Genomic DNA, 22651 nt, shown 5'->3' with positions numbered 1-22651 from the left:
CGCGAGCGCCTGCACCGCCATCCGGCTAAACCGGGCTTGCGCTCTTATCTGCTGGCAAACAGTTTCGGGATTTCCCGCAGGCACCAGGCTTTCGCCTCGCCCATGCTGTCGCGTCGCCAGGCCATAATAATATCAATTTCGCTGGTCGATTCCGGGCTGACGACCCGCAGTCTTCCTTGTGCAATATCCTGTTCGACCAGCGGATACGGCATGGTCGCGACGCCCAGCCCGGCCAGCAAAGCCTGACGTTTGTCTTCAATGGTACTCACCGTCAGGCGCGGCTGTTTGTCCAGCAGCTGCACGGTCAATACCGGTCGCTCGCGGGCGGTATCCGCCACCGCCACACCACGATATTTCACGCGGGTCACTTCAGACAGCGGCTCCGGCTCCTGATGAATCGGATGGTCCGGCGCCGCCACGTAGACGTTCATCAGCGTATACAGCTTGCGGGAGTTAATTTCTGACGACGAGCGGAAATGCATATCCGGTGCAATCACAATATCGGCCCGCCCCTGCTCCAGACGCTCCCAGGCGCCCGCCAGCACTTCCGTGATCACCGAAAGCTGGGTGTTGGCTTTCGCGGCCAGTCGGTCAATCAGCGGGAAGAAGGCTGAGGTCGGCACCAGCGCTTCTGTCACCAGCGTCAGGTGCGTTTCCCAACCGCGCGCCAGCGCTTCGGCATCGGTGGTCAGCTTGTCTGCCGCTTCCAGCAATACGCGCCCGCGTTCCAGCAGCATACGCCCCACGTTGGTGAATTTTGTCCGATGGCCGGAACGGTCAAACAGCACCACATCCAGCTCTTCTTCCAGTTTTTGCATGGTGTAGCTGAGCGCGGATGGTACGCGACCTAACTCATCTGCCGCCGCCGCGAAGCTCCCGCGTCGATCTATTGCGTCCATGACGCGTAACGCTTCCAGTGTTAACGCCCTTTCTTTGGCCATATCGTTCTCATTCAGGAAATTTGAACATACCGGGCAGAATATCTGGCTAACAATGCAGCGTCCAGCCCCTTAACATAAAAGGAAGTAAAGAGAGGTCAAGAATTATGATTACTACCCGAACAGCCAAACAGTGCGGACAGGCAGACTACGGATGGTTGCAGGCCCGTTATACCTTCTCCTTTGGACACTACTTCGACCCTAAACTGCTGGGCTATGCCTCCCTGCGCGTACTCAACCAGGAAGTGCTGGCGCCGGGCGCCTCCTTCCAGCCGCGCACCTACCCGAAGGTGGATATTTTAAACCTGATTCTGGAAGGCGAAGCGGAATATCGCGACAGCGAAGGCAATCATGTCCAGGCGAAAGCGGGCGAAGCCCTGCTGCTCGCCACGCAGCCGGGCATTAGCTATAGCGAGCATAATCTCAGTAAAGATAAGTCGCTTACCAGGATGCAGCTATGGCTGGACGCCTGTCCTGAGCGGGAAAACCCGTTGGTACAGAAAACCACGCTAACCGCGGGCAAACAGCAACTCCTCGCCTCCCCGGATGGAGAACAGGACAGCCTGCAATTACGCCAGCAGGTCTGGGTGCACCATATTGAGCTGAAAAAAGGCGAGTCGCTGAGCTTTCAACTGCATGGCCCACGCGCCTATTTGCAGTCGATTCACGGTACGTTTCATGCGGTCACGCATAACGAGGAGCGAGAAGCGCTTACCTGCGGCGACGGCGCATTTATTCGTGATGAAGCTAACATAACGTTAGTTGCCGACACGCCATTGCGCGCTTTACTGATAGATTTGCCTGTGTAGTCAGAAAAAATAAGGGAGTTATGACTGTGAGCAAAAAATCGGCTAAAAAGCATCAATCCGTAACCCAACCCGCAGCACAGGATGCGGCAAACGCGCCCGGGAAATTTGGCTACGAGGAGATGCTAACCGAACTGGAAGCTATCGTCGCGGATGCAGAGATCCGGTTAGCGGAAGAAGATGAAGCCGCCTGAAAAGGCGGCTTCTGATTTCCGATAAACGCAATGCCGGATGGTGGCGTAAACGCCTTATCCGGCCTACAAACACAAGTTACCGTAGGCCTGATAAGCGCAGCGCCATCAGGCAAACCCGCGCCACCGGGTTAATGCGCCTTACTGGCCATAATTTCGATAACCTGACGGTCGGTTTGCTGCATTGCATGACAGGCCAACGCGCACAAATTCGAAATAGATTGCTCGACGTTATGCGCCACAATTCCTTCGTTGCCGGTCACCGCCGTATCATCCAGCGCCATTAACACCGCTTTCCAGGCCGCAGACGCGCTGGTCGATACCTTCATCGCACAGCTATTCGATGCGCCGTCGCATATCATCCCGCTCACGTCGCCGATCATACTGCTGATCGCCATCGCAATCGTGTTATAGCGGCCATCCATCAGCCACGCCATTCCTGCCGCCGCCCCCATTGCCGCCGTGGTCGCCGCACAGAGCGCTGACAGGCGTGGAAGCTGATGGTGAATGTAGATCGCGCTCAGGTGCGAGAGCATCAGGGCGCGCGCCAGACGTTCGTCATCCGCTCCCACATGCTCCGCCACCACCATTACGGGAACTGTCGCGGTGATCCCCTGATTGCCGGAGCCGGAGTTACTCATGGCTGGCAGCGTCGCGCCGCCCATCCGCGCATCCGAGGCTGCGCTGGTGCGAATCAGGATCGCCGTTGACAGATCGTCCGCCAGCAGACCGCGTGCACACTGCTTTTGCAACGTAGCCCCGATATGCAGCCCCCAGGTGCCGCGCAATCCTTCCTGCGACAGCGCGCCGTTCAGTCTGGCGGCCTCCAGAATAAAGCGGATTGACGCAAACGGCACCGCATTCACAAACGCCAGAATCTCTTCCAGCGAGGTCTTTGATAAGACCGACAGCGGCGATTCTTGCGCCTCCCCCTGCACGCTTTCGGTCTGCGTAAAGATCACTCCAGTGTGAGTTTCAATGCGCACGATATTGGTGTGCCCGCCGACGATCGTTACGCAGGCCCACGCATCGCCGCTGTACACTTTAGCGCGTGAGAAGAGGATGTCGTCGCATGGCTCCTGCAACATCACCGACACCTTCCCGGCAGCCAGCATCGCTTTCGCATCCGCAATCGCCCCCGAAGAGGCGTTTTTCAACACTTCCAGCCCCGCGCTGGCATCGCCGCCAAGCGCCCCCAGCGCTGCCGCAATGGGAAGCCCAACCATCCCGGTGCCCGGCACGGTGACGCCCAGGCCATTCTTCATCAGGTTCGGCGAGACCCACGCGTCAACGCGTTCAACTTCGCCGTCAAGTTCAGCCGCGGCAACCGCCGCCGCCAGCGCCAGAGAGACAGGTTCCGTACATCCCAGTGCCGGTTTTACCTCTTCCTGTACTGCGAGGATAAAACGCTGCCATAACGGATTTTCTGTAGACTCAAACATAACAACAACCTTACTTTCAGGAAGATCAAGCAAATGCCAGGAACGGAGAAACGCACAGCAGCAAACCCGTGACGATAATCAGATACAGAGACGCGCCCTTGTATTTGTGCAGTGCAGGAACTTTGTAGACCAGCCAGGCCGGGATCAAACATCCCACCATGCCGAAGATCGGGCTACAGATAGAGGTGAAACTCAGCACCGGCGCATTCAGCACAATGGCGCTCCAGGCCAGTAAGATGGCGAAAACCATAATGCCGCGCTGCACGAAGCGTTCGTTAATCTTCTCGACAGGCATTCTGCGGCGCAGCAGGTTCATCACAATTCCCTGAGTCGCTTCGCGAAAGCCTAAGTAAACGCCGAAGAACGCGGTCATAACGGCAAAGATATTCAGGATCACGCTGACCACTTTCACCCAGCCCGCACCCGCGCCGCTAATAAACTGCGCGGCGATCGCCAGTGCAGAGATGTTCTGCTCGTAGGCTTTGACCGCTTCGTCATGCCCCATCGCCAGGGTGAAAGAGACCGCGTAGAAAAAGACGGTAACAAACAGAATGCCGAACGCGATGTTCATGGCGCGCAGCGCTTTATGCCGTGCGACCTCAATGGATTTTTCGCGTGAACGATAAGAGATCACCATCGGACTCAAGGTCTGGATAAACAGGATGGAGGTCAGCGTAAACGGCAAGGTGATGATGGCGTTTTTAATCAACAGCGCCATCGGCGGCAGCGCGCCAATGTTGTACAAATGCCACATCCCGATCATTGAGACGCCGAGCGCCGCGACCACCAGCAGTTTAGTCAGCACCATGCCGGTCGAAATCTTGAACAGAAGCTGCTCACCGCGTGACGAGATCGCCACCAGAATGCAAATCAGCACCAGTCCATAAAACGGGCTGTCGGAGAGCAAACCTTCCGTGACGCCAAAGGTGTGCAGATAAGAGGCGCTGTCGTTAGTGATGGCGGTGGAGTAGACAAACATCCAGATCACCAGCATCACAAAGTAGAGTGCGCCTAACAGGATGCCCCAGTTTTTCCCCAGATAGCCGCTGATGACGCTCGGGTAGTCTTTACATTCCGGGGACTCCGCCAGCGTGTTGATGAACAGGCGCTGGAACAGATACATCGCGGGATAGCCGATAATAGAGGAGAGTAAAAAGACCCACAGCCCCATTAAACCGACCTGCACCGGGAGAAAAACAATCCCCGCGCCGATCGCCATACCAATACTCATGATGACCCAGCCCGTGTCGGTGCTGTCGAATTTAATGGCTTCGCGCCATTCGCTTTCGGTCATCCCTGCCCGGCGCGCCGGAGCTGATGCGTCGAGTATTACGCTGTTATTCGTTGCCGTTTCCATTACGTTCTCGCTTAATATGTAGGTAGAGTTTTTTATTATTTTTCCGTGCCGCATCAAGGCGATACGCGGTACATCGTGCGCAGGCGAGTTATTGGAGTAGTGAGGGAATCATACGCGCAGGATCAGAGAAAAACTTCACAAACAAACCCCTGTAATTTCTAAAAGTTAAGAAATATTTTCTCTTTTACGGCAAAATAAAGAATTGAATTTCTATTTTTGAAGCAGATCACAACAAAAAAGGTGCACTAAAGTGCACCTTTTTATCATGCCATGTTGATTAATTCATTGCCGGATGGCGGCGCTTGCGCCTTCTCCGGCCTGCAAACGTACGTAAACCGTAGGCCTGATAAGCGCAGCGCCATCAGGCACGGCTATTCACCTCAGGTACAAACGACCTTAATCGCCAGCCCACCGCGCGAAGTCTCGCGGTACTTATCGTTCATATCCTTGCCGGTTTCATACATCGTCTCGATCACTTTATCGAGCGACACCCGTGGCTCAGACGTCCGCCGCAGCGCCATTCGCGCCGCATTCACCGCTTTTACCGCATTAATCGCGTTACGTTCAATGCAAGGAATTTGCACCTGCCCGGCCACCGGATCGCAGGTCAATCCCAGGTTGTGCTCCATCGCGATTTCCGCCGCAATGCAAACCTGCGATGGACTACCGCCCAGCAGTTCCGTCAGCCCTGCCGCCGCCATCGAGCAGGCGACGCCAACTTCACCCTGACAGCCCACTTCCGCACCGGAGATAGACGCATTCATCTTATACAGCGCGCCAATCGCGCCCGCAGCCAGCAGATAGCGGGCAATCGAGTTGGCATTCACCGGACGGCGGAACTTATCGTAATAGGCCAGTACAGCTGGAATAATGCCGCATGCGCCGTTAGTTGGCGCCGTTACGACCCGTCCTCCTGCCGCGTTCTCTTCACTGACGGCCAGCGCAAACATGTTGATCCAGTCGATAACGTTCATCGGGTCGCTGGAGAGGCTGTCGCTGGAGACCAGCAGACGCCTTAACGCAACGGCGCGACGCGGCACATTCAGCGGCCCCGGCAGTACGCCCTCGGTGTTCATACCGCGTTCAATCCCGGCGTGCATCACATCCCAGATGCGCGCGAATCCGGCGTCAATCTCCTCTTTGCTGCGCAGCGCCAGCTCGTTTTGCATCATCAGGCCAGAGACCGAAAGCCCGTTTCGCTCACACAGTTTCAGCAGTTCGCTGGCCGAGTGAAAATCATAAGGCACAGGCGTTTCGACATCATGCGCCTGCCCGAAACGCTCCTCTTCGACGATAAACCCGCCGCCGATGGAGTAATAGGTTTTGCTCAACAGCGTCTCTTGCCCGTTCCATGCCGTAATACGCATCCCGTTTTCATGGCGCGGTAGCGTTTCGGCGTGAAAGAGAATGCTGTCTGCTACCGGGAAATCAACAACGTGCGCTCCCTCGGCCACCGGCAGGCGTCCGCTGCGCGTTACGTCTTCAATAAAGGTGGGAATCGCGTCGATATTCACGTTTTGCGGGCTGTTACCTGCCAGCCCCATCATGATGGCGGTATCCGTCGCATGACCTTTCCCGGTCAGCGATAACGATCCATACAGATCAACCGTAATACGCGTCGTGCAAAGTAAATCACCCTTGCTGGTCAGTTGATCGATAAAACATTTTCCTGCATTCATCGGCCCTACGGTATGGGAGCTGGAAGGTCCAATGCCAATCTTAAAAATATCGAATGCGCTAATCATATCCAGAACCTCGGATTGCCGTTCAGTGGAGACCAGACATCAAATAGTTTCACACTCGTTTTTGGGATCGGGGCGATCCTGACGATCGCCCCGCAGGGGGTTACAGCGTATCGCCACGCACCGCGATAGCTTCAATCTCCAGCTTCACATCCTTCGGCAAACGGGCGACCTGCACACAGCTGCGCGTAGGGTAAGTCGCCTGATGCTCATCAAAGAACTGCTGATACACCTCGTTGATGGTGGTGAAATCGTTCAGATCGGTAATGAACACAGTGGTCTTCACGATATCGCCCACTTTCAGGCCCGCAGCTTCCACAATCGCTTTGACGTTTTCCAGGCTCTGACGCGCCTGATCGACGACATTTTCCGCGACCTCGCCCGTTTGCGGGCATACCGGGATCTGACCTGAGGTCAGCACCATACTGCCCAAATCCACACCCTGTACGTAGGGGCCGATGGCTCCCGGTGCATGTTGGGTGGCAATAATCTTTCTCATAGCGCCTCCGGCGTTATATCGCCTGGGTAAAGGTACGTGAAATCACATCCTGCTGTTGCTCGCGGGTGAGCGCATTAAAGCGCACGGCGTAGCCGGACACGCGGATCGTCAGGTTCGGATAGCTTTCCGGGTGCTCGATGGCGTCCAGCAGCATTTCACGGTTCATCACGTTGACGTTCAGGTGCTGACCGCCTTCCACATGCGCTTCATGATGGAAGTATCCGTCCAGCAGGCCGACCAGATTGGTTTTCCGCACGCCGTCATCTTTGCCCAACGCCGCAGGCACAATGGAGAAGGTGTAGGAAATCCCGTCTTTGGCATAGGTGAACGGCAGTTTCGCGACGGAAGTCAGCGAAGCGACAGCGCCTTTACGGTCACGGCCGTGCATCGGGTTCGCACCCGGCGCGAACGGCGTACCGCCACGACGTCCATCCGGCGTGTTCCCGGTTTTCTGGCCGTACACCACGTTCGAGGTGATGGTCAGAATGGACTGCGTCGGCACCGCGTTGCGGTAGGTTGGCAACACTTTAATTTTCTTCATAAAGCGTTCAACTAGATCGCAGGCAATGCTGTCCACGCGCTCGTCGTTGTTGCCGTACTGCGGATATTCGCCTTCGATGACAAAATCGACTGCCAGCCCGTTGTGGTCGCGCACCGGTTTCACCTTCGCGTACTTAATGGCGGACAGCGAATCCGCCGCCACGGACAGCCCCGCGATGCCGCATGCCATCGTGCGATAAACGTCACGATCGTGCAGCGCCATCAGCGACGCTTCGTAGCTGTACTTGTCGTGCATGTAGTGGATGATATTCAGCGCGCTGATGTACTGCACCGCCAGCCAGTCCATGAAGTGGTCAAGGCTCTCCATCACCGTGTCGTAATCCAGCACTTCATCCATTAATGGCGCCGTTTTCGGCCCAACCTGGATTTTCAGCTTCTCATCCACACCGCCGTTGATTGCATACAGCAGCGTTTTAGCGAGGTTGGCGCGGGCGCCGAAGAACTGCATCTGCTTACCGATGACCATTGGACTGACGCAGCAGGCAATGGCGTAATCATCGCTGTCAAAGTCAGCACGCATCAGATCGTCATTTTCATACTGCAAAGATGAAGTGACGATCGACACCTGGGCCGCATACTTTTTAAAGGCGACCGGCAGCGCTTCTGACCACAGCACGGTCAGGTTCGGCTCTGGCGCAGGCCCCATCGTGTGCAGGGTATGCAGATAGCGGAAGGAGTTTTTGGTCACCAGCGTACGGCCATCCAGCCCCATACCGCCGATCACTTCGGTTGCCCAAATCGGATCGCCGGAGAACAGCGTGTCAAATTCCGGCGTGCGCAGGAAGCGCACCATGCGGATCTTCATGATGAAGTGGTCGATCAGTTCCTGCGCCTGTTCTTCCGTTAAGATCCCGGCTTTGAAGTCTCGCTCAATGTAGATGTCGAGGAACGACGCGGTACGGCCCAGCGACATTGCGCCGCCGTTCTGCGATTTCACCGCTGCCAGATAGGCGAAGTAAAGCCACTGGACGGCTTCCTGCGCGTTACGCGCCGGACGGGAGATATCGCAACCGTATTTGGCGGCCATTTCCTGCATTTGCAGCAGCGCACGGCGGTGTTCGGCCAGTTCTTCACGCAGGCGAATCGTCGCTTCAAGGTTCTGCCCCCACTCCAGATTTGACTGGAGATCGGCAAACTGCAACTCACGCTCGCGCACCAGATAACGGATACCGTACAGCGCAACGCGGCGATAGTCGCCGATAATGCGCCCACGGCCGTAGCCATCCGGTAAGCCGGTCAGCACCCCGGATTTACGGCAGCGCAGCATATCCGGCGAATACGCGTCGAATACACCCTGGTTATGGGTTTTACGCAGCTCGGTAAACTGATATTCAAAATCAGCATCCATTTCACGACCATACGCCTGGAATGAGCTTTTGATCATGTTGATGCCGCCAAACGGATGCAGCGCGCGCTTGAGTGGCTTATCGGTTTGCAAACCGACGATTTTTTCCAGCTCCTGCTCAATATAACCCGCGTCATGGGCAGTAATGGTGGTCGCAATATTGGTATCGAAATCGACTGGCGCATGCGTCGAGTTTTCAATACGAATACCCGCCATAACTTTTTCCCACAATGCGGTAGTCGCAGGCGTGGCTTCCGCGAGGAAGGATTCATCTCCCTCATAGGGTGTATAGTTGTGCTGAATAAAATCACGGACATTAATTTCTTCTTTCCAGTCCGTACCTTTAAAGCCAAGCCAGGCTTCGGCATACAGCATATCGCTGGTATCGATATTTACCTTCATGAAAAATAGTCTCTCTACAGAACAACAAATAAATTATGCAAATTCCACAGGTGCGTTAACTTTGCCTAAATGAATAGCGTCGAGGGCAATCATCTTTTCTTCATTCGTTGGAATGACGGCACAAATAACGTTGGTGTCTTTGCTGGAGATAATTCTTTCACCGTGAGAATTAGGCAGGCTATTCATCTCGTGATCTAATTTCACGCCCAGAACAACCAAATGTTCAATGACCAGACGGCGAATTAACACGGAGTTTTCGCCAATCCCCCCGGTAAAAATAATACCGTCCAGACGGTGTAACGATGCGGCATGCCCGGCAATGTGGCGGGCAATACGGTGCACAAAGGTTTTAATCGCCAGTTGCGCACGTTCATGCCCTTCATGCCAGGCTTTTTCCAGCACACGTAAGTCAGATGACAGACCGGAAATCCCCAGCAAACCAGATTCTTTATTCACCACGCGTTCCATATCGCCCAGCGTCTGGTTGGTTTCGCTGGCAATCCACGCCATCGCGCCGAAGTCCACATCGCCGCTGCGAGTGCCCATCATCAGCCCTTCCAGCGGGGTCATCCCCATAGAGGTATCGACGCTTTGACCGTTACGAACGGCACAGATAGAAGCGCCATTGCCCAGATGCGCGACAACCAGACCCGAGTCCTCTTCCTGTAGCGCAAGAAGGTCATGCGCACGTTGCGAGACATAGCGGTGCGAGGTGCCATGAAAGCCATAGCGCCGGACGCCCAACTCCTCAAAATATTTCCACGGCAAGCCGTACAAATACGCTTCAGGCGCCATCGTTTGATGGAAGCTGGTATCAAATACCGCCACCTGCTGTACGCCCGGGAAAAGATGCTGCGCCGATTCAATTCCGCTTAAATTGGCGTAATTATGTAACGGCGCTAAAGGAGAAACCCGGCGGATATTCTCGATAACTTCATCCGTAATAATGGCTGATGCCGTAAAGATATTTCCGCCGTGGGCAATACGGTGGCCAATTAAGGCCACGCTGTCGATTAAATTACGTTTTTCCAGTTCAAACGCAATCGCCTTTAATGCGCCTTCGTAGCTGTGGTGAGCCAGCTTAGCTGGCTCTCCTCCATTTACGGATAAAAACGCATCTTCAGAATTAATACCGTCCGCAATTCCTGCCATTAACACATCGCAATGGGTTGCATCCAGTACTGAAAACTTAATGGAAGACGATCCACAGTTAATCACCAGAACTACCGGAAATTCATTCATTTCACTACTCCGCTCATCCTGAGCTAAAGGATTAGAACAGTTTGTACACGATATTCAGGATGGTCAGCAGACCAATCACGGTCACAAACACGTTATCCAGACGACCACGGTATTTCGCCAGTGACGGCGCTTTACGGATGGCGTACATCGGCAGCAGGCAGAGCAGCGAGGCAATGATCGGCGCACCCATTGCTTCAATCAGGTCCAGGATGTTCGGGTTGGCGTATGCCACAACCCAGGTGGAACCCATGATGAAGATCATGCTGATGGTGTTGAGTTTGCCCAGTGAAACTTTGGTTTTATCGCCTTTGTAACCAAACTTCAGCACCAGACCGTTCAGGCCTTCCAGCGTGCCCAGATAGTGACCGAAGAATGATTTGAAGATAGCGACCAGTGCGATGATGGAAGCCCCGTACTCCAGAACCGTAGCAAACGTTGATTTAGTGCCAGACAGCGACGCAAAGTGGTTCGCCAGATATGAGAGCACCGGAATGTTCTGCGCTTTCGCATCCGCCATGTTGGCCGGAGAGAGCGTGAACAGGCAGCTGAAGGCGAAGAACATCACCACGGCCACCATCAGCATGCTGGCGCGGGAGATGATCTGTGAACATTTACGCTCGGTAAATTCACGACCAAAGTCTTTCTCATACTCTTCACGTTTGGAAACCACGAAAGAAGAGACGATAGGCGAGAAGTTAAAGGAGAACACCATGATGGAGATACCCAGCCACACGGTAACCAGAATGCCGTCATGCCCGGTTAACGCGATATTGCTGAGATCCACCTGATCGATAACCGCAGAGTTCCAGTAAGGGATCAGCGACAGAGAGATCAGCACCAGGCTGGCAATGAACGGCCATACCAGGTAGCTCATCACTTTAACCATCAGGTCTTTACCAAACCAGATAACGAAAGCCATCAGCAGCAGCAGGAACAGCGCCACAAAGCCACGGTTAAGCGCCGGCATCTGCAACTGGTTTTCCCAGAAGGTCATAAAGGTGTTGGTAATGGTTACGCCATAAATCCACAGCAGCGGACAGATAGCGAAGAAGTACAGGAACGTGATGACCACGCCGCCTGTTTTACCAAAGTGCTCTTCTACCGTTTCTGTGATGTTGCCGGAAGGGTTAGAACCGGAAAGACACAGGCGCGCCAGCGCACGGTGGCAGTAAAACGCGATGGGGTAGGCCAACACCAGCATCAAAAGAATCGGGATCAGCCCGCCAAATCCTGCGCGAATAGGGAAGAACAACACCCCGGCGCCGATGGCAGTACCAAATAGTCCCAGTGTCCATGTGGTGTCCGATTTACGCCAGGACGACTGTTTTGTCTGGCTGGATACAATGCTATCAGTAGTACTCATATCCTATCCTCAACGAAAAGATTAATAGCCGGGTTTAAGCGTCAACTAAGCCCGTAATTTGCGATACACGAGAAAGATCGATATTGCCGCCAGAAATAATGCTGACCGTTTTTCTGTTCTGGATATAGCTATCTAATTTCCCGCTTAATAATGCGGCACATGCCAGTGCGCCAGCGCCTTCAGTGACGACTTTATTGCGCTGAATTAATGCAATCATGCTGTTACGAATTTCATCTTCGCTGACCAGGACAATGTCATCCACTAATTCACGAACAATCTCATACGTTAAATTACCCGGGCGAGAAACATCACAACCATCCGCCAGGGTGCCGGTCGTTCGGTGAGTGGTTATTTCTCCTGCATGATAAGATGCCGCCATGCCGTGTACGTTTTCGGACTGTACGCCAATAACTTTAATTGTCGGGTTAATGGATTTAATAGCAATCGCGACACCGGCAATCAGACCGCCGCCGCCAATTGGTACAATGACGTTATCGACATCATACAGATCTTCCATAATTTCCAGGCCAATCGTTCCCTGCCCGGCAATCACTTTCGGATCGTCATAAGGTGGAATAAAAATGCGGCCTTCAGTCTCAACAATTTCGCTCACTTTGGCGATGGTATCGTTGAAGTTGTCACCGTGCAGCACCACTTCAGCGGAGTAGTCGCAGGTGGCCGCCACTTTGGACTTCGGCGCACCTTTCGGCATCACGACTTTGCCATCGATACCGAGCATCGCGCAGGAGAGAGACACCCCTTGCGCATGGTTACCGGCAGAGCAAGCCACCACGCCTTTACGTTTTTCTTCTTCCGTTAATGAACTGAGTTTGTTAAACGCACCGCGGATTTTAAAAGAGCCCGTGCGTTGCATATTTTCGAACTTAAGGAATATTTCGCCTTTGCAGCGCTCGCTGAAATAGTTAGAGCGCGGCATACCTGTTTTATAAATTTTCCCCGCAAGTCTTTTTTTCGCTTCGAGGATATCTTCAATCGCAACCGGGAGATCGTATGTAATATGCATTATAACCTCTTAACCTGGGTATTAAGGTAAAATAAATAGTCAGTACCAACGTCTGATATTCAGACAGATGGCATCAGTTTTTGATTAAATTAAATTTAATCCGTTACTTAATTTCTATTAATTGCTTTCGTCTGCAACCATTATAAGATGAATATTCTTTGGCTAATTCCACCAAAACCGATGCTGCTTTTTTAATCCGATAGTTTTTAGACCAGATCGCGGCATAACGCGCGACCGGTAAATCTTCCTCTACTGGAATCGTAATAAACTGGTTTGAACCGAATGGAGATGTCATATCGCAGGGAATGACGGTCAGAAAATCAGCATTGAGAACAAGATTATAAATAGTGACAACGGAATCTGTTTTAACGATGTTTTCACTGCTGATGCCATTTCTTTGTAACGTGGTGAGGAGTTCGCTGTAGTAGCCCATATTCGTTTGTGGCAACACCCACTGTTCGTTCTGCAACGATTCCAGTGTGGTGATGCCGGTGCATGTTCGGGACTTACTGGCCACCAGGACAAACTCTGACTCAAAAAGCGGCTCCACGTGTAGATCCTGTAGTTTCATCTCATCACTGAGCGTGCCGATAGCGAAATCCAGGCGTCCGTCGCGAATCGCGGGCAGGAACGAGGAGAGCTGCGCTTCATACATCGACACCTGCGCTTTTGGGAACACCTCTTTAAATTTATGAATCATGTCAGACATAAAGGTAAAGCCAATCAACGAAGGAAAACCAAACGAAACGTCGACCACCGTGTTGCAGGTCATGCTGTTCATCTCGTTCACCATGTTTTTCATTTCACGGGTGATGGATTCAGACCAGGTAAGCAGCACCTGACCTGCGCTGGTTAACGTGACACCGGTATTTTTGCGAACGATTAACTCAACGCCAAAATAGGCCTCAACATCATTGATAATTTTACTTACAGCAGGCTGAGTTAACCCTAACTCTTTTGCGGCAGAACCGATAGAACCACTTCTAATGACTTCCTGAAAGACCACCAAGTGCTGTGTTTTAGGGAGAAGAATAGTATTCATATCGACCTGCACTAATTACTTTGTTGACGGCATGAAGTGTACCAAATAAAGGTTACATGGTTATGTGCGACTACTCACAAATTAACTGACCTTACATTTTGTAAGCTTATTTTTTAAAAAATAAACCATTTATTATCAACAAGTTGAAAGAACTCGACTGCACTTTATCATGATTTTTGTCAAAAAATCATGAGGGGATAACAATATTTTATGGCGATAACATATGCGTTTCATTCGCTATTTTACAAAATCGGGAAAGACGATAATTCAATCAATTATCGCATAATTAACACGCAGATTTACGTTTAAATTTAACGGACAATTAATCAAAAATAAGTACAATTACGCCCTTATTGGGATTAAATATTGTGGCATATCACATTTTTTCTTCTTATTTGTTTGTAAAAAAACATTACACACACGAATATTTAATTCATTTAATACACGCCATTATCATTACCAACAATATATTAACACTGTGATTGTCAATTTTTGTAGCGCGTAATTTTGTGATAGCGATCAACTGCCAATCTTTTATCCGGTTAAAAAATCACCACGCAGCGTTTTGTGTTAGTGGTCACAGAACAAGAAATATCTTTTGGCGGGGAGATTATGTTACGCAGCGAGATCGGGCACCTTCTGCGGGGAATCCGCCGGATGGCGACGCTCACGCGTCTTATCCGGCCTACCAAAGCACTCTGCCACAGGACTGATAAGCGCAGCGCCATCAGGCAGTACCGGGAACCCAAACGCTATGAAAGCAAAAACCCGCCGAAGCGGGTTTTTACATGAAGAGGTGAAACTGACCGATAAGCCGGGTTCTGTCGTGGACAGTCATTCATCTAGGCCAGCAATCGCTCACTGGCTCAAGCAGCCTACCCGGGTTCAGTACGGGCCGTACCTTATGAACCCCTATTTGGCCTTGCTCCGGGTGGAGTTTACCGTGCCGCGAACTGTTACCAGCCGCGCGGTGCGCTCTTACCGCACCCTTTCACCCTTACCTGATCCCGCTTGCGCGGGCCATCGGCGGTTTGCTCTCTGTTGCACTGGTCGTGGGCTTGCGCCCCCCAGGCGTTACCTGGCACCCTGCCCTATGGAGCCCGGACTTTCCTCCCCTCCGCCCGTCTCCCCCGAAAGGGACGACGACGAAGCGGCGACTGTCTGGTCAGCTTCGGCGCGCAGTATAGAGGGTTTGTACGCCATTGTCACCCTGCACTGCGCATTCCTATCGCCAGCGTTGCGGCGATGTTTCGCGAGGCGCGGTAGATATTATCAAACGCGCCGCGAAAGGCTTCATCCAGCGTGCCAATGCGGGTAAGCACGCTGAACACGGCATCAATACCATGCTGATGCACCACTCCCACATCATGCGTCAGACTCCCCGCGATCCCAATTACTGGCTTATGATACTTTTTCGCCACACTGGCGACGCCTATCGGTACTTTGCCGTGAATACTCTGGCTGTCGATGCGCCCTTCGCCGGTGACGACTAACGCGCAGTCGTGGATATGTTCTTCCAGATTGAGCGCCGTGGTGACTATCTCAATGCCGCTGCGCAACTCTGCGCCGAGGAAAGCCATTAAGGCCGCCCCCATCCCGCCAGCCGCGCCCGCGCCGGGGACATTTTCCACATCCACGCGCAGCGACTTTTTAATCATGTCGGCATAATGAGCAAGATTGCCATCCAGTTCATGAATGAGCTTTTCGGTCGCGCCTTTCTGCGGCCCAAAGATTCGCGACGCGCCATTTTCGCCCGTCAGTGGATTGGTCACATCGCAGGCCACCCGGATAGCACACGTTTTTAAACGCGGATCGAGACCAGAGACATCAATCGAATTCAGGCTGTTCAGGCTGCCGCCGCCGTTCCCAATTTCAGTACCGTTCGCATCCGTTAATCGGGCGCCCAGCGCCTGCACCATGCCCGCGCCGCCGTCATTGGTCGCGCTGCCGCCAATGCCGATGATAATGCTTCTGGCGCCGTGCTCCAGCGCATGCAGGATCAGCTCTCCGGTGCCGCGCGACGTGGTAATCAACGGATTACGCTTTTCTGGCGGAACCAGCGCCAGCCCGCTGGCCGCCGCCATTTCAATAAACGCGGTGCTGCCGTCCCCGGACATGCCCCAGTTGGCCATGACGGTCTCCCCCAGCGGCCCCGTCACAAAAGCGGTATACTGCGTTCCATGCGTGGCGGCAATCATGGCCTCGACCGTTCCCTCTCCGCCGTCAGCGACCGGGATAGAAACATACTGCGCATCGGGAAAAATTTCCCGGAATCCTTTTTCTATCGCCTGCGCAACTTCAGCGGCAGAAAGGCTTTCTTTATAAGAGTCTGGGGCGATTACGATTTTCATAGTTGTAGCCTGTTACTGCACAACGCCGGATGGCGTTTCACTTATCCGGCCAGGGTCATAGGCCCGGACCGCCGCGCGCGACCGGGCATGACGTCATTAGCGAGCGATTTCCACTTTCGCCAGTTTTTCGTAGTAGCAGGCCAGGGCGCTATGGTCGGCCGTGCCCAGACCATCGGCACGTAGCGCCTGCATCATTTCCATCACGGCGGCGGTCAGCGGCAGCTGCGCGCCTACGCCATGAGAGGTGTCCAGCGCATTCGCCAGATCTTTAATATGCAGATCGATGCGAAAGCCCGGTTTGAAATTCCGTTCCATCACCATCGGCGCTTTCGCATCCAGCACGGTGCTACCCGCCAGACCGCCGCGAATCGCCTGATACACCAGATCCGGGTTCACCCCCGCTTTGGTCGCCAGCGTCAGCGCTTCAGACATGGCTGCGATGTTCAGCGCGACAATCACCTGGTTAGCCAGTTTGGTCACGTTGCCCGCGCCGATATCACCGGTATGCACCACGGAACCGGCCATTGCTTTTAGCAGATCGTAATATTTATCGAAAATCGCTTTATCGCCGCCAACCATCACCGACAGCGTGCCGTCGATCGCTTTCGGCTCGCCGCCGCTTACCGGCGCATCCAGCATATCGATACCTTTTGCTTTCAGCGCGTCGCTGATTTCACGGCTTGCCAGCGGAGCGATAGAGCTCATATCGATCAAAACGGTGCCTGGCTTCGCGCCTTCAATAATGCCGCCTTCGCCCAGCGCCACTTCTTTCACATGCGGCGAGTTCGGCAGCATGGTGATAATCACATCGCACTGTTCGGCAACGGCTTTTGCCGTGGCTGCGGTTTCTGCGCCTGCGGCAATAACTTCGGCAATCGCGTCAGGGTTACGGTCAGAAACCACCAGCGAGTAACCGGCTTTGAGGAGGTTTTTGCTCATTGGTTTACCCATGATGCCCAGGCCAATGAAACCTACTTTCATCGTCATAATCTTCTCTCTCTTGTTTCAGTGGTGGTTATTTCTTAAAGGCGTCAGCCAGCTTTTGCGTGGCGGAGCGGAACACGCCCAAATCGCTCCCCACGGCAACGAACGTCGCGCCCCATTCCAGATAGCGGCGCGCGTCGGCTTCGACCGGCGCCAGAATGCCGCACGGTTTACCGTGGGCTTTGGCGCGGGCAAAGATATGCTGAATGGTTTTCTGTACTTCCGGGTGAGAGGCGTTACCAAGATGACCTAACGCCGCAGCCAGATCGCTTGGGCCGACAAAAATACCGTCAACGCCTTCAGTGGCCGCGATAGCATCAACGTTATCCACCCCCTGCTGGCTTTCGATCTGCACCAGAATGGTGATGTTCTTATTTGACTGGGCAAAGTAATCCGGCACGGTGCCAAACATATTGGCGCGATGGGAAACGGAGACCCCACGGATGCCTTCCGGCGGATAACGCGTCGAGGCCACGGCGCGAACGGCTTCTTCTTCCGTCTCGACAAACGGGATCAGGAAGTTATAGAAACCGATATCCAGCAGACGCTTAATAATGACCGGCTCGTTCGTCGGCACCCGTACCACCGGCGCGCTGGCGCTGCCTTTCAACGCCATCAGTTGTGGAATAAAAGTTGAGATATCGTTCGGCGCATGTTCGCCATCCAGCACCAGCCAGTCAAAACCTGCCAGCCCTAACACTTCCGTACTGATGGGGTTTGCCAGCGCGGACCAACAGCCGATCTGAATGCGTTGCGCTGCCAGCGCAGCTTTAAATTTGTTCGGGAAGATATCGTTACTCATCATTTATACCCTGGATGAATCATTATTTATTTCCGCAATTCCGGGAGATATTTCGATTTGCTCATCTAAGGAATTACGCTGATATTTTATCGATAGCGGATAATGAAAGTCGTGAATCAGTATAATCATACTTACGCCGCTAAACATTGTTGTATTGCTCAATTTTAATATTCACAATGAATAATATTTTGAGCATTTGCACAACGTCATGGGCGGTGATGCACAGATTTGTACATTACTCGCCCAGCGCCCGTACCATCGGGAATAATGGCCGATCGCGATCACATTTTTAAACAAAAACTCCTGGCATTCTTTATTTAGCAGCAACGTATTTTTAATTCTGACAATAAAAAGCAGTTGTTCTCTTTAACACATTTATTATCACCACCTGGCTGGAGAATACTGGACAATGGCCGATATCGAAATTAGACAAGAATCGCCAACCGCGTTTTATATTAAAGTGCATGACACCGATAACGTGGCAATTATTGTTAATGACAATGGTCTGCAAGCCGGAACGCGTTTCCCGGACGGTCTGGCGTTGGTTGAACATATTCCTCAGGGGCATAAAGTGGCGCTGGAGGCGATTCCTGCCCACGGCGAAATCGTGCGTTATGGCGAGGTGATCGGCTATGCCGTTCGCGACATCGCACGCGGCAGCTGGATAGATGAGTCGCTGGTTGAGCTACCGAAAGCGCCGCCGTTACACACCCTGCCGCTGGCGACGAAAGTGCCGGAACCGCTGCCGCCGCTGGAAGGCTACACGTTTGAAGGCTACCGCAACGCGGATGGCAGCGTCGGCACCAAAAACCTGCTCGGCATCACCACCAGCGTACACTGCGTGGCGGGCGTCGTGGATTATGTCGTGAAGATCATTGAGCGTGACCTGCTGCCTGGATACCCGAACGTAGACGGCGTTGTCGGTCTGAACCACTTGTACGGCTGCGGTGTGGCGATCAACGCGCCAGCGGCCGTGGTTCCTATCCGCACCATTCATAACATCTCGTTGAACCCGAACTTCGGCGGCGAAGTTATGGTCATCGGCCTTGGCTGTGAAAAACTTCAGCCGGAACGTCTGCTGGAAGGCACGGAAGATGTGAAAGGGATTCCGGTGGACAGCGCCAGTATTGTGCGTTTGCAGGATGAGCAGCACGTCGGCTTTAAGTCGATGGTCGAGGATATTTTGCAGGTGGCCGAACGCCACCTGACGAAGCTCAACCAGCGCCAGCGTGAAACCTGCCCGGCTTCCGAACTGGTGGTCGGAATGCAGTGCGGCGGCAGCGATGCGTTTTCCGGCGTGACGGCCAACCCGGCGGTGGGTTACGCCTCGGATCTGTTAGTGCGTTGCGGCGCGACGGTGATGTTCTCGGAAGTCACCGAAGTCCGTGATGCGATCCACCTTCTCACGCCACGCGCAATTAACGAAGAGGTCGGCAAACGCCTGCTGGAAGAGATGGCCTGGTACGATAATTATCTTGATATGGGGAAAACCGACCGCAGCGCCAACCCGTCGCCGGGCAACAAAAAAGGCGGTCTCGCGAACGTGGTGGAAAAAGCGTTGGGCTCTATCGCAAAATCCGGGCAGAGCGCGATTGTGGAAGTGCTGTCCCCCGGTCAGCGACCGACAAAACGCGGTTTAATTTACGCCGCCACGCCCGCCAGTGATTTTGTCTGCGGCACGCAGCAGGTCGCTTCCGGGATCACCGTGCAGGTGTTCACAACCGGTCGCGGAACGCCATATGGCCTGATGGCGGTTCCGGTAATCAAAATGGCGACCCGCACAGAACTGGCGAATCGCTGGTTTGATTTGATGGACATCAACGCGGGCACCATTGCCACAGGGGAAGAGAGCATTGAGGACGTGGGCTGGAAGCTGTTCCACTTTATTCTGGACGTCGCGAGCGGTCGTAAGAAAACCTTCTCAGACCAATGGGGGCTGCATAACCAGCTGGCCGTGTTTAACCCCGCGCCAGTGACCTGATGACGAAAAAAGGCCGGATGTGGATCGCATCGCCATCCGGCAACGCTTTTTAAAGACTCTCCATTTTGAAGACCTACATTTTATATCTTCTGCTGCCTCCCTCTCTCTACGTCTGAATTGATAAGCCCCCCAACCCTTGCTTCATTCTTACAGCGCTTTTCATCGCACGACTTTCGCAACCCTCCAGATACTTTCGAAACTTTCATTTATTAGATCAAAATCACAAAACAACATTACGAAACCCTATATCTTCTTTCGAAGAAAACAAACGAAAGAATTCGGAGGAAGGATGTTTATCATTTCAACCAAAACGATGCTAAAGAAAGCTCAGCGTGAAGGTTACGCGGTGCCCGCATTCAACATCCACAACCTCGAAACATTACAGGTCGTGGTGGAAACCGCCGCTGAAATGCGCGCGCCATTGATCGTTGCCGGAACACCAGGAACCTTCAGCTACGCTGGCGTCAGTAATATCGTGGCAATTGCCAGCGAGTTGGCAAAAACCTGGAACCATCCTCTGGCCATTCATCTCGATCATCATGAGAAAACAATGGATATCGAAGAGAAAGTCAGGGCAGGCGTTCGCTCAGTGATGATCGACGGCTCGCACCTGCCGTTTGCAGACAACATCGCCTTAGTGAAAAACGTAACGGATTACTGCCATCGTTATGACGTCAGTGTTGAGGCAGAACTGGGGCGTCTGGGCGGACAGGAAGATGATCTCATCGTGGATGGCAAAGATGCTTTGTATACCCATCCAGAACAGGCTCAAGAATTTGTAGCTAAAACAGGTATCGACTCTTTGGCCGTAGCGATTGGCACCGCACATGGTCTGTATACCGCAGAACCGAAACTGGATTTCGAACGCCTGGCAGAGATCCGACAGCATGTTGATATCCCTTTAGTTTTACATGGCGCATCAGGGCTACCTGGCAGTGATATTCGCAAGGCTATCTCACTGGGTATTTGTAAAGTCAACGTCGCAACCGAGCTAAAAATCGCTTTTTCCGACGCCCTGAAAAATTATTTGCGTACACATTCCGATGCCAGCGATCCACGGCACTACATGGTTCCGGCCAAAGCCGCAATGAAAGATGTCGTACGTAAAGTCATCACCGACTGCGGTTGCGAAGGAAGGCTATAAGGCTGCTATATCACAGCCTCTTAACTCATTCATTTACATGAATTGTAAGGATTTTGGTCAGGGGTATCTTTTTATAGCTGGATCACGAAAGTCGCTTTTACCCTTTGCCTTCAATCCAAAAATATTATGAAGATAAACAAAAGATATCGGAGATAGATGTGAAAGAGATAATCTCTCGTCATAAGGCAGGTGAAGCGTCAGGCATTTGTTCCGTCTGTTCAGCACATCCGTTAGTGATTGAAGCGGCGCTACGCTTTGATCTCGCGACAAACAATAAGGTTTTGATTGAAGCAACATCCAACCAGGTTAATCAGTTCGGCGGTTATACCGGCATGAAACCCGCCGACTTCCGCGATTTTGTTTATAACATTGCACAGGAAACAGGATTCCCGCGTGAAAGATTGATTCTGGGTGGCGATCACCTGGGGCCTAACTGCTGGCAGAATGAATCCGCAGCCGCCGCAATGGAGAAATCTGTTGAGTTAATTAAGGCTTATGTCGCCGCAGGTTTTAGCAAAATCCACCTGGATGCATCAATGTCATGTGCCGACGATCCAACCCCACTTGATCCTATGGTCGTGGCCCAACGCGCAGCTGTACTTTGCCAGGCCGCTGAAACAACGGCCACTGAAGAACAAAAGCGCCATTTAACCTATGTCATTGGCACTGAAGTTCCTGTTCCCGGCGGTGAAGCCAGTAGCATCGGCCGCGTTCACGTCACGCGTGAAGAAGATGCCGCCCGTACGCTGGAAACGCACCAGGTCGCCTTTCGCGCATTAGGGCTCGAGGAAGCATTAACTCGCATTATCGCCATTGTGGTACAGCCTGGCGTGGAATTCGATCACTCCCAAATTATTCATTATCAACCGCAGGCCGCTGAAGCGCTTTCCGCATGGATTAAAGACACGCCGATGGTGTATGAGGCCCACTCTACCGACTATCAAACACGTCACGCCTACCGCGCACTGGTACGCGATCACTACGCCATTCTGAAAGTCGGCCCGGCACTGACCTTTGCTTTACGTGAAGCGATTTTTGCACTCGCGCAAATGGAGAACGAACTGATTTCTCCAGAACAACGCAGCCGGGTACTGGAAGTGATCGATGAAGTGATGCTTAACGAGCCAGGTTACTGGAAGAAGTATTATCGTCCGACCTGGAGCCAGGCGATGATCGATATTCACTTCAGCTTATCCGATCGTATTCGCTACTACTGGCCGCATCCACGCATTCGTCAAAGTGTGGAGAAATTAATTGCCAATCTGAACGGGGTTTCATTACCGCCAGGACTCATCAGTCAGTTTATGCCCGTACAGTTTGAACGTCTGTCCGAAGGGGTACTAACCGCCACACCTCATAACTTGATTATCGACAAAATCCAGGACGTTCTGCGTGCCTACCGCTTTGGTTGTGTGCCTGAAACCGCCTGATATTC

18 protein-coding genes, 1 other RNA gene and 1 pseudogene are annotated in these 22651 nt (G+C 52.9%); 5 read left to right on the top strand and 15 right to left on the bottom strand.

Features of this window, described 5'->3' with window-relative positions; all coding sequences use genetic code 11:
• Positions 1-44 precede the first annotated feature (44 nt).
• Positions 45-941, bottom strand: coding sequence for a DNA-binding transcriptional regulator YhaJ (gene yhaJ / locus OGX84_RS20480; RefSeq protein ID WP_012135243.1), 897 nt, complete (start codon positions 939-941; stop codon positions 45-47).
• A 104-nt stretch (positions 942-1045) separates the two neighbouring features.
• On the opposite strand from yhaJ, the gene OGX84_RS20475 reads away from it, so the two are divergent.
• Both OGX84_RS20475 and OGX84_RS20470 read left to right on the top strand, forming a co-directional pair.
• The gene (locus OGX84_RS20475) at positions 1046-1747 is read left to right on the top strand and encodes a pirin family protein (RefSeq protein ID WP_071257775.1); all 702 of its coding nucleotides are present in this window, start codon (positions 1046-1048) and stop codon (positions 1745-1747) included.
• A 26-nt stretch (positions 1748-1773) separates the two neighbouring features.
• Positions 1774-1938: a protein YhaL gene (locus tag OGX84_RS20470; protein WP_047463896.1), complete on the top strand. Its 165-nt coding sequence runs from the start codon at positions 1774-1776 to the stop codon at positions 1936-1938.
• 32 nt (positions 1939-1970) lie between these two features.
• Here OGX84_RS20470 and OGX84_RS22875 read toward each other — a convergent pair.
• The 14 genes and pseudogenes from OGX84_RS22875 to garL form a co-directional block, all read right to left on the bottom strand.
• Positions 1971-2051, bottom strand: a pseudogene (locus OGX84_RS22875) (hypothetical protein); the annotation flags it as partial.
• A 15-nt stretch (positions 2052-2066) separates the two neighbouring features.
• Positions 2067-3377 (bottom strand): L-cysteine desulfidase family protein, encoded by a 1311-nt coding sequence (locus tag OGX84_RS20465; RefSeq protein ID WP_071257772.1) that lies wholly within the window; start codon positions 3375-3377, stop codon positions 2067-2069.
• Between the two features lie 25 nt (positions 3378-3402).
• Positions 3403-4734, bottom strand: coding sequence for an SLC5/6 family protein (locus OGX84_RS20460; protein WP_024130973.1), 1332 nt, complete (start codon positions 4732-4734; stop codon positions 3403-3405).
• 380 nt (positions 4735-5114) lie between these two features.
• On the bottom strand, positions 5115-6479 hold the full coding sequence (gene tdcG, locus OGX84_RS20455) for an L-serine ammonia-lyase (RefSeq protein ID WP_112001528.1): 1365 nt from the start codon (positions 6477-6479) through the stop codon (positions 5115-5117).
• Positions 6480-6579: 100 nt separating this feature from the next.
• On the bottom strand, positions 6580-6975 hold the full coding sequence (locus tag OGX84_RS20450) for an enamine/imine deaminase (protein WP_012135250.1): 396 nt from the start codon (positions 6973-6975) through the stop codon (positions 6580-6582).
• Between the two features lie 13 nt (positions 6976-6988).
• Positions 6989-9283 carry a formate C-acetyltransferase gene (gene pflB / locus OGX84_RS20445; protein ID WP_112001527.1) on the bottom strand — a complete coding sequence of 765 codons (2295 nt, stop codon included), beginning with the start codon at positions 9281-9283 and terminating at the stop codon, positions 6989-6991.
• A gap of 33 nt (positions 9284-9316) precedes the next feature.
• On the bottom strand, positions 9317-10525 hold the full coding sequence (gene tdcD, locus OGX84_RS20440) for a propionate kinase (protein WP_275147639.1): 1209 nt from the start codon (positions 10523-10525) through the stop codon (positions 9317-9319).
• A 31-nt stretch (positions 10526-10556) separates the two neighbouring features.
• Positions 10557-11888, bottom strand: coding sequence for a threonine/serine transporter TdcC (gene tdcC, locus OGX84_RS20435; RefSeq protein ID WP_012135253.1), 1332 nt, complete (start codon positions 11886-11888; stop codon positions 10557-10559).
• Positions 11889-11922: 34 nt separating this feature from the next.
• Positions 11923-12912, bottom strand: a complete 990-nt coding sequence (gene tdcB / locus OGX84_RS20430; RefSeq protein ID WP_012135254.1) for a bifunctional threonine ammonia-lyase/L-serine ammonia-lyase TdcB — start codon at positions 12910-12912, stop codon at positions 11923-11925.
• 103 nt (positions 12913-13015) lie between these two features.
• Entirely contained in the window at positions 13016-13954 is a 939-nt protein-coding gene (tdcA, locus tag OGX84_RS20425) for a transcriptional regulator TdcA (protein WP_047461068.1), read from the bottom strand.
• A 794-nt stretch (positions 13955-14748) separates the two neighbouring features.
• Positions 14749-15127: RNase P RNA component class A (rnpB, locus tag OGX84_RS20420), an RNA gene on the bottom strand.
• 32 nt (positions 15128-15159) lie between these two features.
• Positions 15160-16305 carry a glycerate 2-kinase gene (gene garK / locus OGX84_RS20415; RefSeq protein WP_047461065.1) on the bottom strand — a complete coding sequence of 382 codons (1146 nt, stop codon included), beginning with the start codon at positions 16303-16305 and terminating at the stop codon, positions 15160-15162.
• A 96-nt stretch (positions 16306-16401) separates the two neighbouring features.
• A complete protein-coding gene (gene garR, locus OGX84_RS20410; protein WP_112001526.1) occupies positions 16402-17292 on the bottom strand; it encodes a 2-hydroxy-3-oxopropionate reductase in 891 nt (296 codons plus the stop codon).
• 28 nt (positions 17293-17320) lie between these two features.
• Positions 17321-18091, bottom strand: a complete 771-nt coding sequence (garL, locus tag OGX84_RS20405; protein WP_024130976.1) for a 2-dehydro-3-deoxyglucarate aldolase — start codon at positions 18089-18091, stop codon at positions 17321-17323.
• A gap of 409 nt (positions 18092-18500) precedes the next feature.
• On the opposite strand from garL, the gene garD reads away from it, so the two are divergent.
• The 3 genes from garD to gatZ all read left to right on the top strand — a co-directional run bounded on the left by garD (position 18501) and on the right by gatZ (position 22646).
• A complete protein-coding gene (gene garD / locus OGX84_RS20400; RefSeq protein ID WP_104868151.1) occupies positions 18501-20072 on the top strand; it encodes a galactarate dehydratase in 1572 nt (523 codons plus the stop codon).
• A gap of 289 nt (positions 20073-20361) precedes the next feature.
• Positions 20362-21216, top strand: a complete 855-nt coding sequence (locus OGX84_RS20395) for a tagatose bisphosphate family class II aldolase (RefSeq protein ID WP_047461058.1) — start codon at positions 20362-20364, stop codon at positions 21214-21216.
• A 158-nt stretch (positions 21217-21374) separates the two neighbouring features.
• Positions 21375-22646, top strand: a complete 1272-nt coding sequence (gene gatZ / locus OGX84_RS20390; protein ID WP_112001525.1) for a tagatose-bisphosphate aldolase subunit GatZ — start codon at positions 21375-21377, stop codon at positions 22644-22646.
• Positions 22647-22651: the final 5 nt, after the last annotated feature.

This window comes from Citrobacter sp. CK202, from assembly GCF_030333225.1.
Classification (GTDB): Bacteria; Pseudomonadota; Gammaproteobacteria; order Enterobacterales; family Enterobacteriaceae; genus Citrobacter_B; species Citrobacter_B koseri.
This window is presented reverse-complemented; position numbering and strand designations above follow the sequence as displayed.

Coding starts and splice junctions, on each gene's coding strand:
- garR (WP_112001526.1), bottom strand. CDS start 17,292: ATGACGATGAAAGTAGGTTTCATTGGCCTGGGCATCATGGGTAAACCA.
- OGX84_RS20450 (WP_012135250.1), bottom strand. CDS start 6,975: ATGAGAAAGATTATTGCCACCCAACATGCACCGGGAGCCATCGGCCCC.
- tdcA (WP_047461068.1), bottom strand. CDS start 13,954: ATGAATACTATTCTTCTCCCTAAAACACAGCACTTGGTGGTCTTTCAG.
- yhaJ (WP_012135243.1), bottom strand. CDS start 941: ATGGCCAAAGAAAGGGCGTTAACACTGGAAGCGTTACGCGTCATGGAC.
- garD (WP_104868151.1), top strand. CDS start 18,501: ATGGCCGATATCGAAATTAGACAAGAATCGCCAACCGCGTTTTATATT.
- tdcD (WP_275147639.1), bottom strand. CDS start 10,525: ATGAATGAATTTCCGGTAGTTCTGGTGATTAACTGTGGATCGTCTTCC.
- OGX84_RS20475 (WP_071257775.1), top strand. CDS start 1,046: ATGATTACTACCCGAACAGCCAAACAGTGCGGACAGGCAGACTACGGA.
- tdcC (WP_012135253.1), bottom strand. CDS start 11,888: ATGAGTACTACTGATAGCATTGTATCCAGCCAGACAAAACAGTCGTCC.
- tdcG (WP_112001528.1), bottom strand. CDS start 6,479: ATGATTAGCGCATTCGATATTTTTAAGATTGGCATTGGACCTTCCAGC.
- OGX84_RS20460 (WP_024130973.1), bottom strand. CDS start 4,734: ATGGAAACGGCAACGAATAACAGCGTAATACTCGACGCATCAGCTCCG.
- tdcB (WP_012135254.1), bottom strand. CDS start 12,912: ATGCATATTACATACGATCTCCCGGTTGCGATTGAAGATATCCTCGAA.
- garL (WP_024130976.1), bottom strand. CDS start 18,091: ATGAGTAACGATATCTTCCCGAACAAATTTAAAGCTGCGCTGGCAGCG.
- OGX84_RS20395 (WP_047461058.1), top strand. CDS start 20,362: ATGTTTATCATTTCAACCAAAACGATGCTAAAGAAAGCTCAGCGTGAA.
- OGX84_RS20465 (WP_071257772.1), bottom strand. CDS start 3,377: ATGTTTGAGTCTACAGAAAATCCGTTATGGCAGCGTTTTATCCTCGCA.
- pflB (WP_112001527.1), bottom strand. CDS start 9,283: ATGAAGGTAAATATCGATACCAGCGATATGCTGTATGCCGAAGCCTGG.
- garK (WP_047461065.1), bottom strand. CDS start 16,305: ATGAAAATCGTAATCGCCCCAGACTCTTATAAAGAAAGCCTTTCTGCC.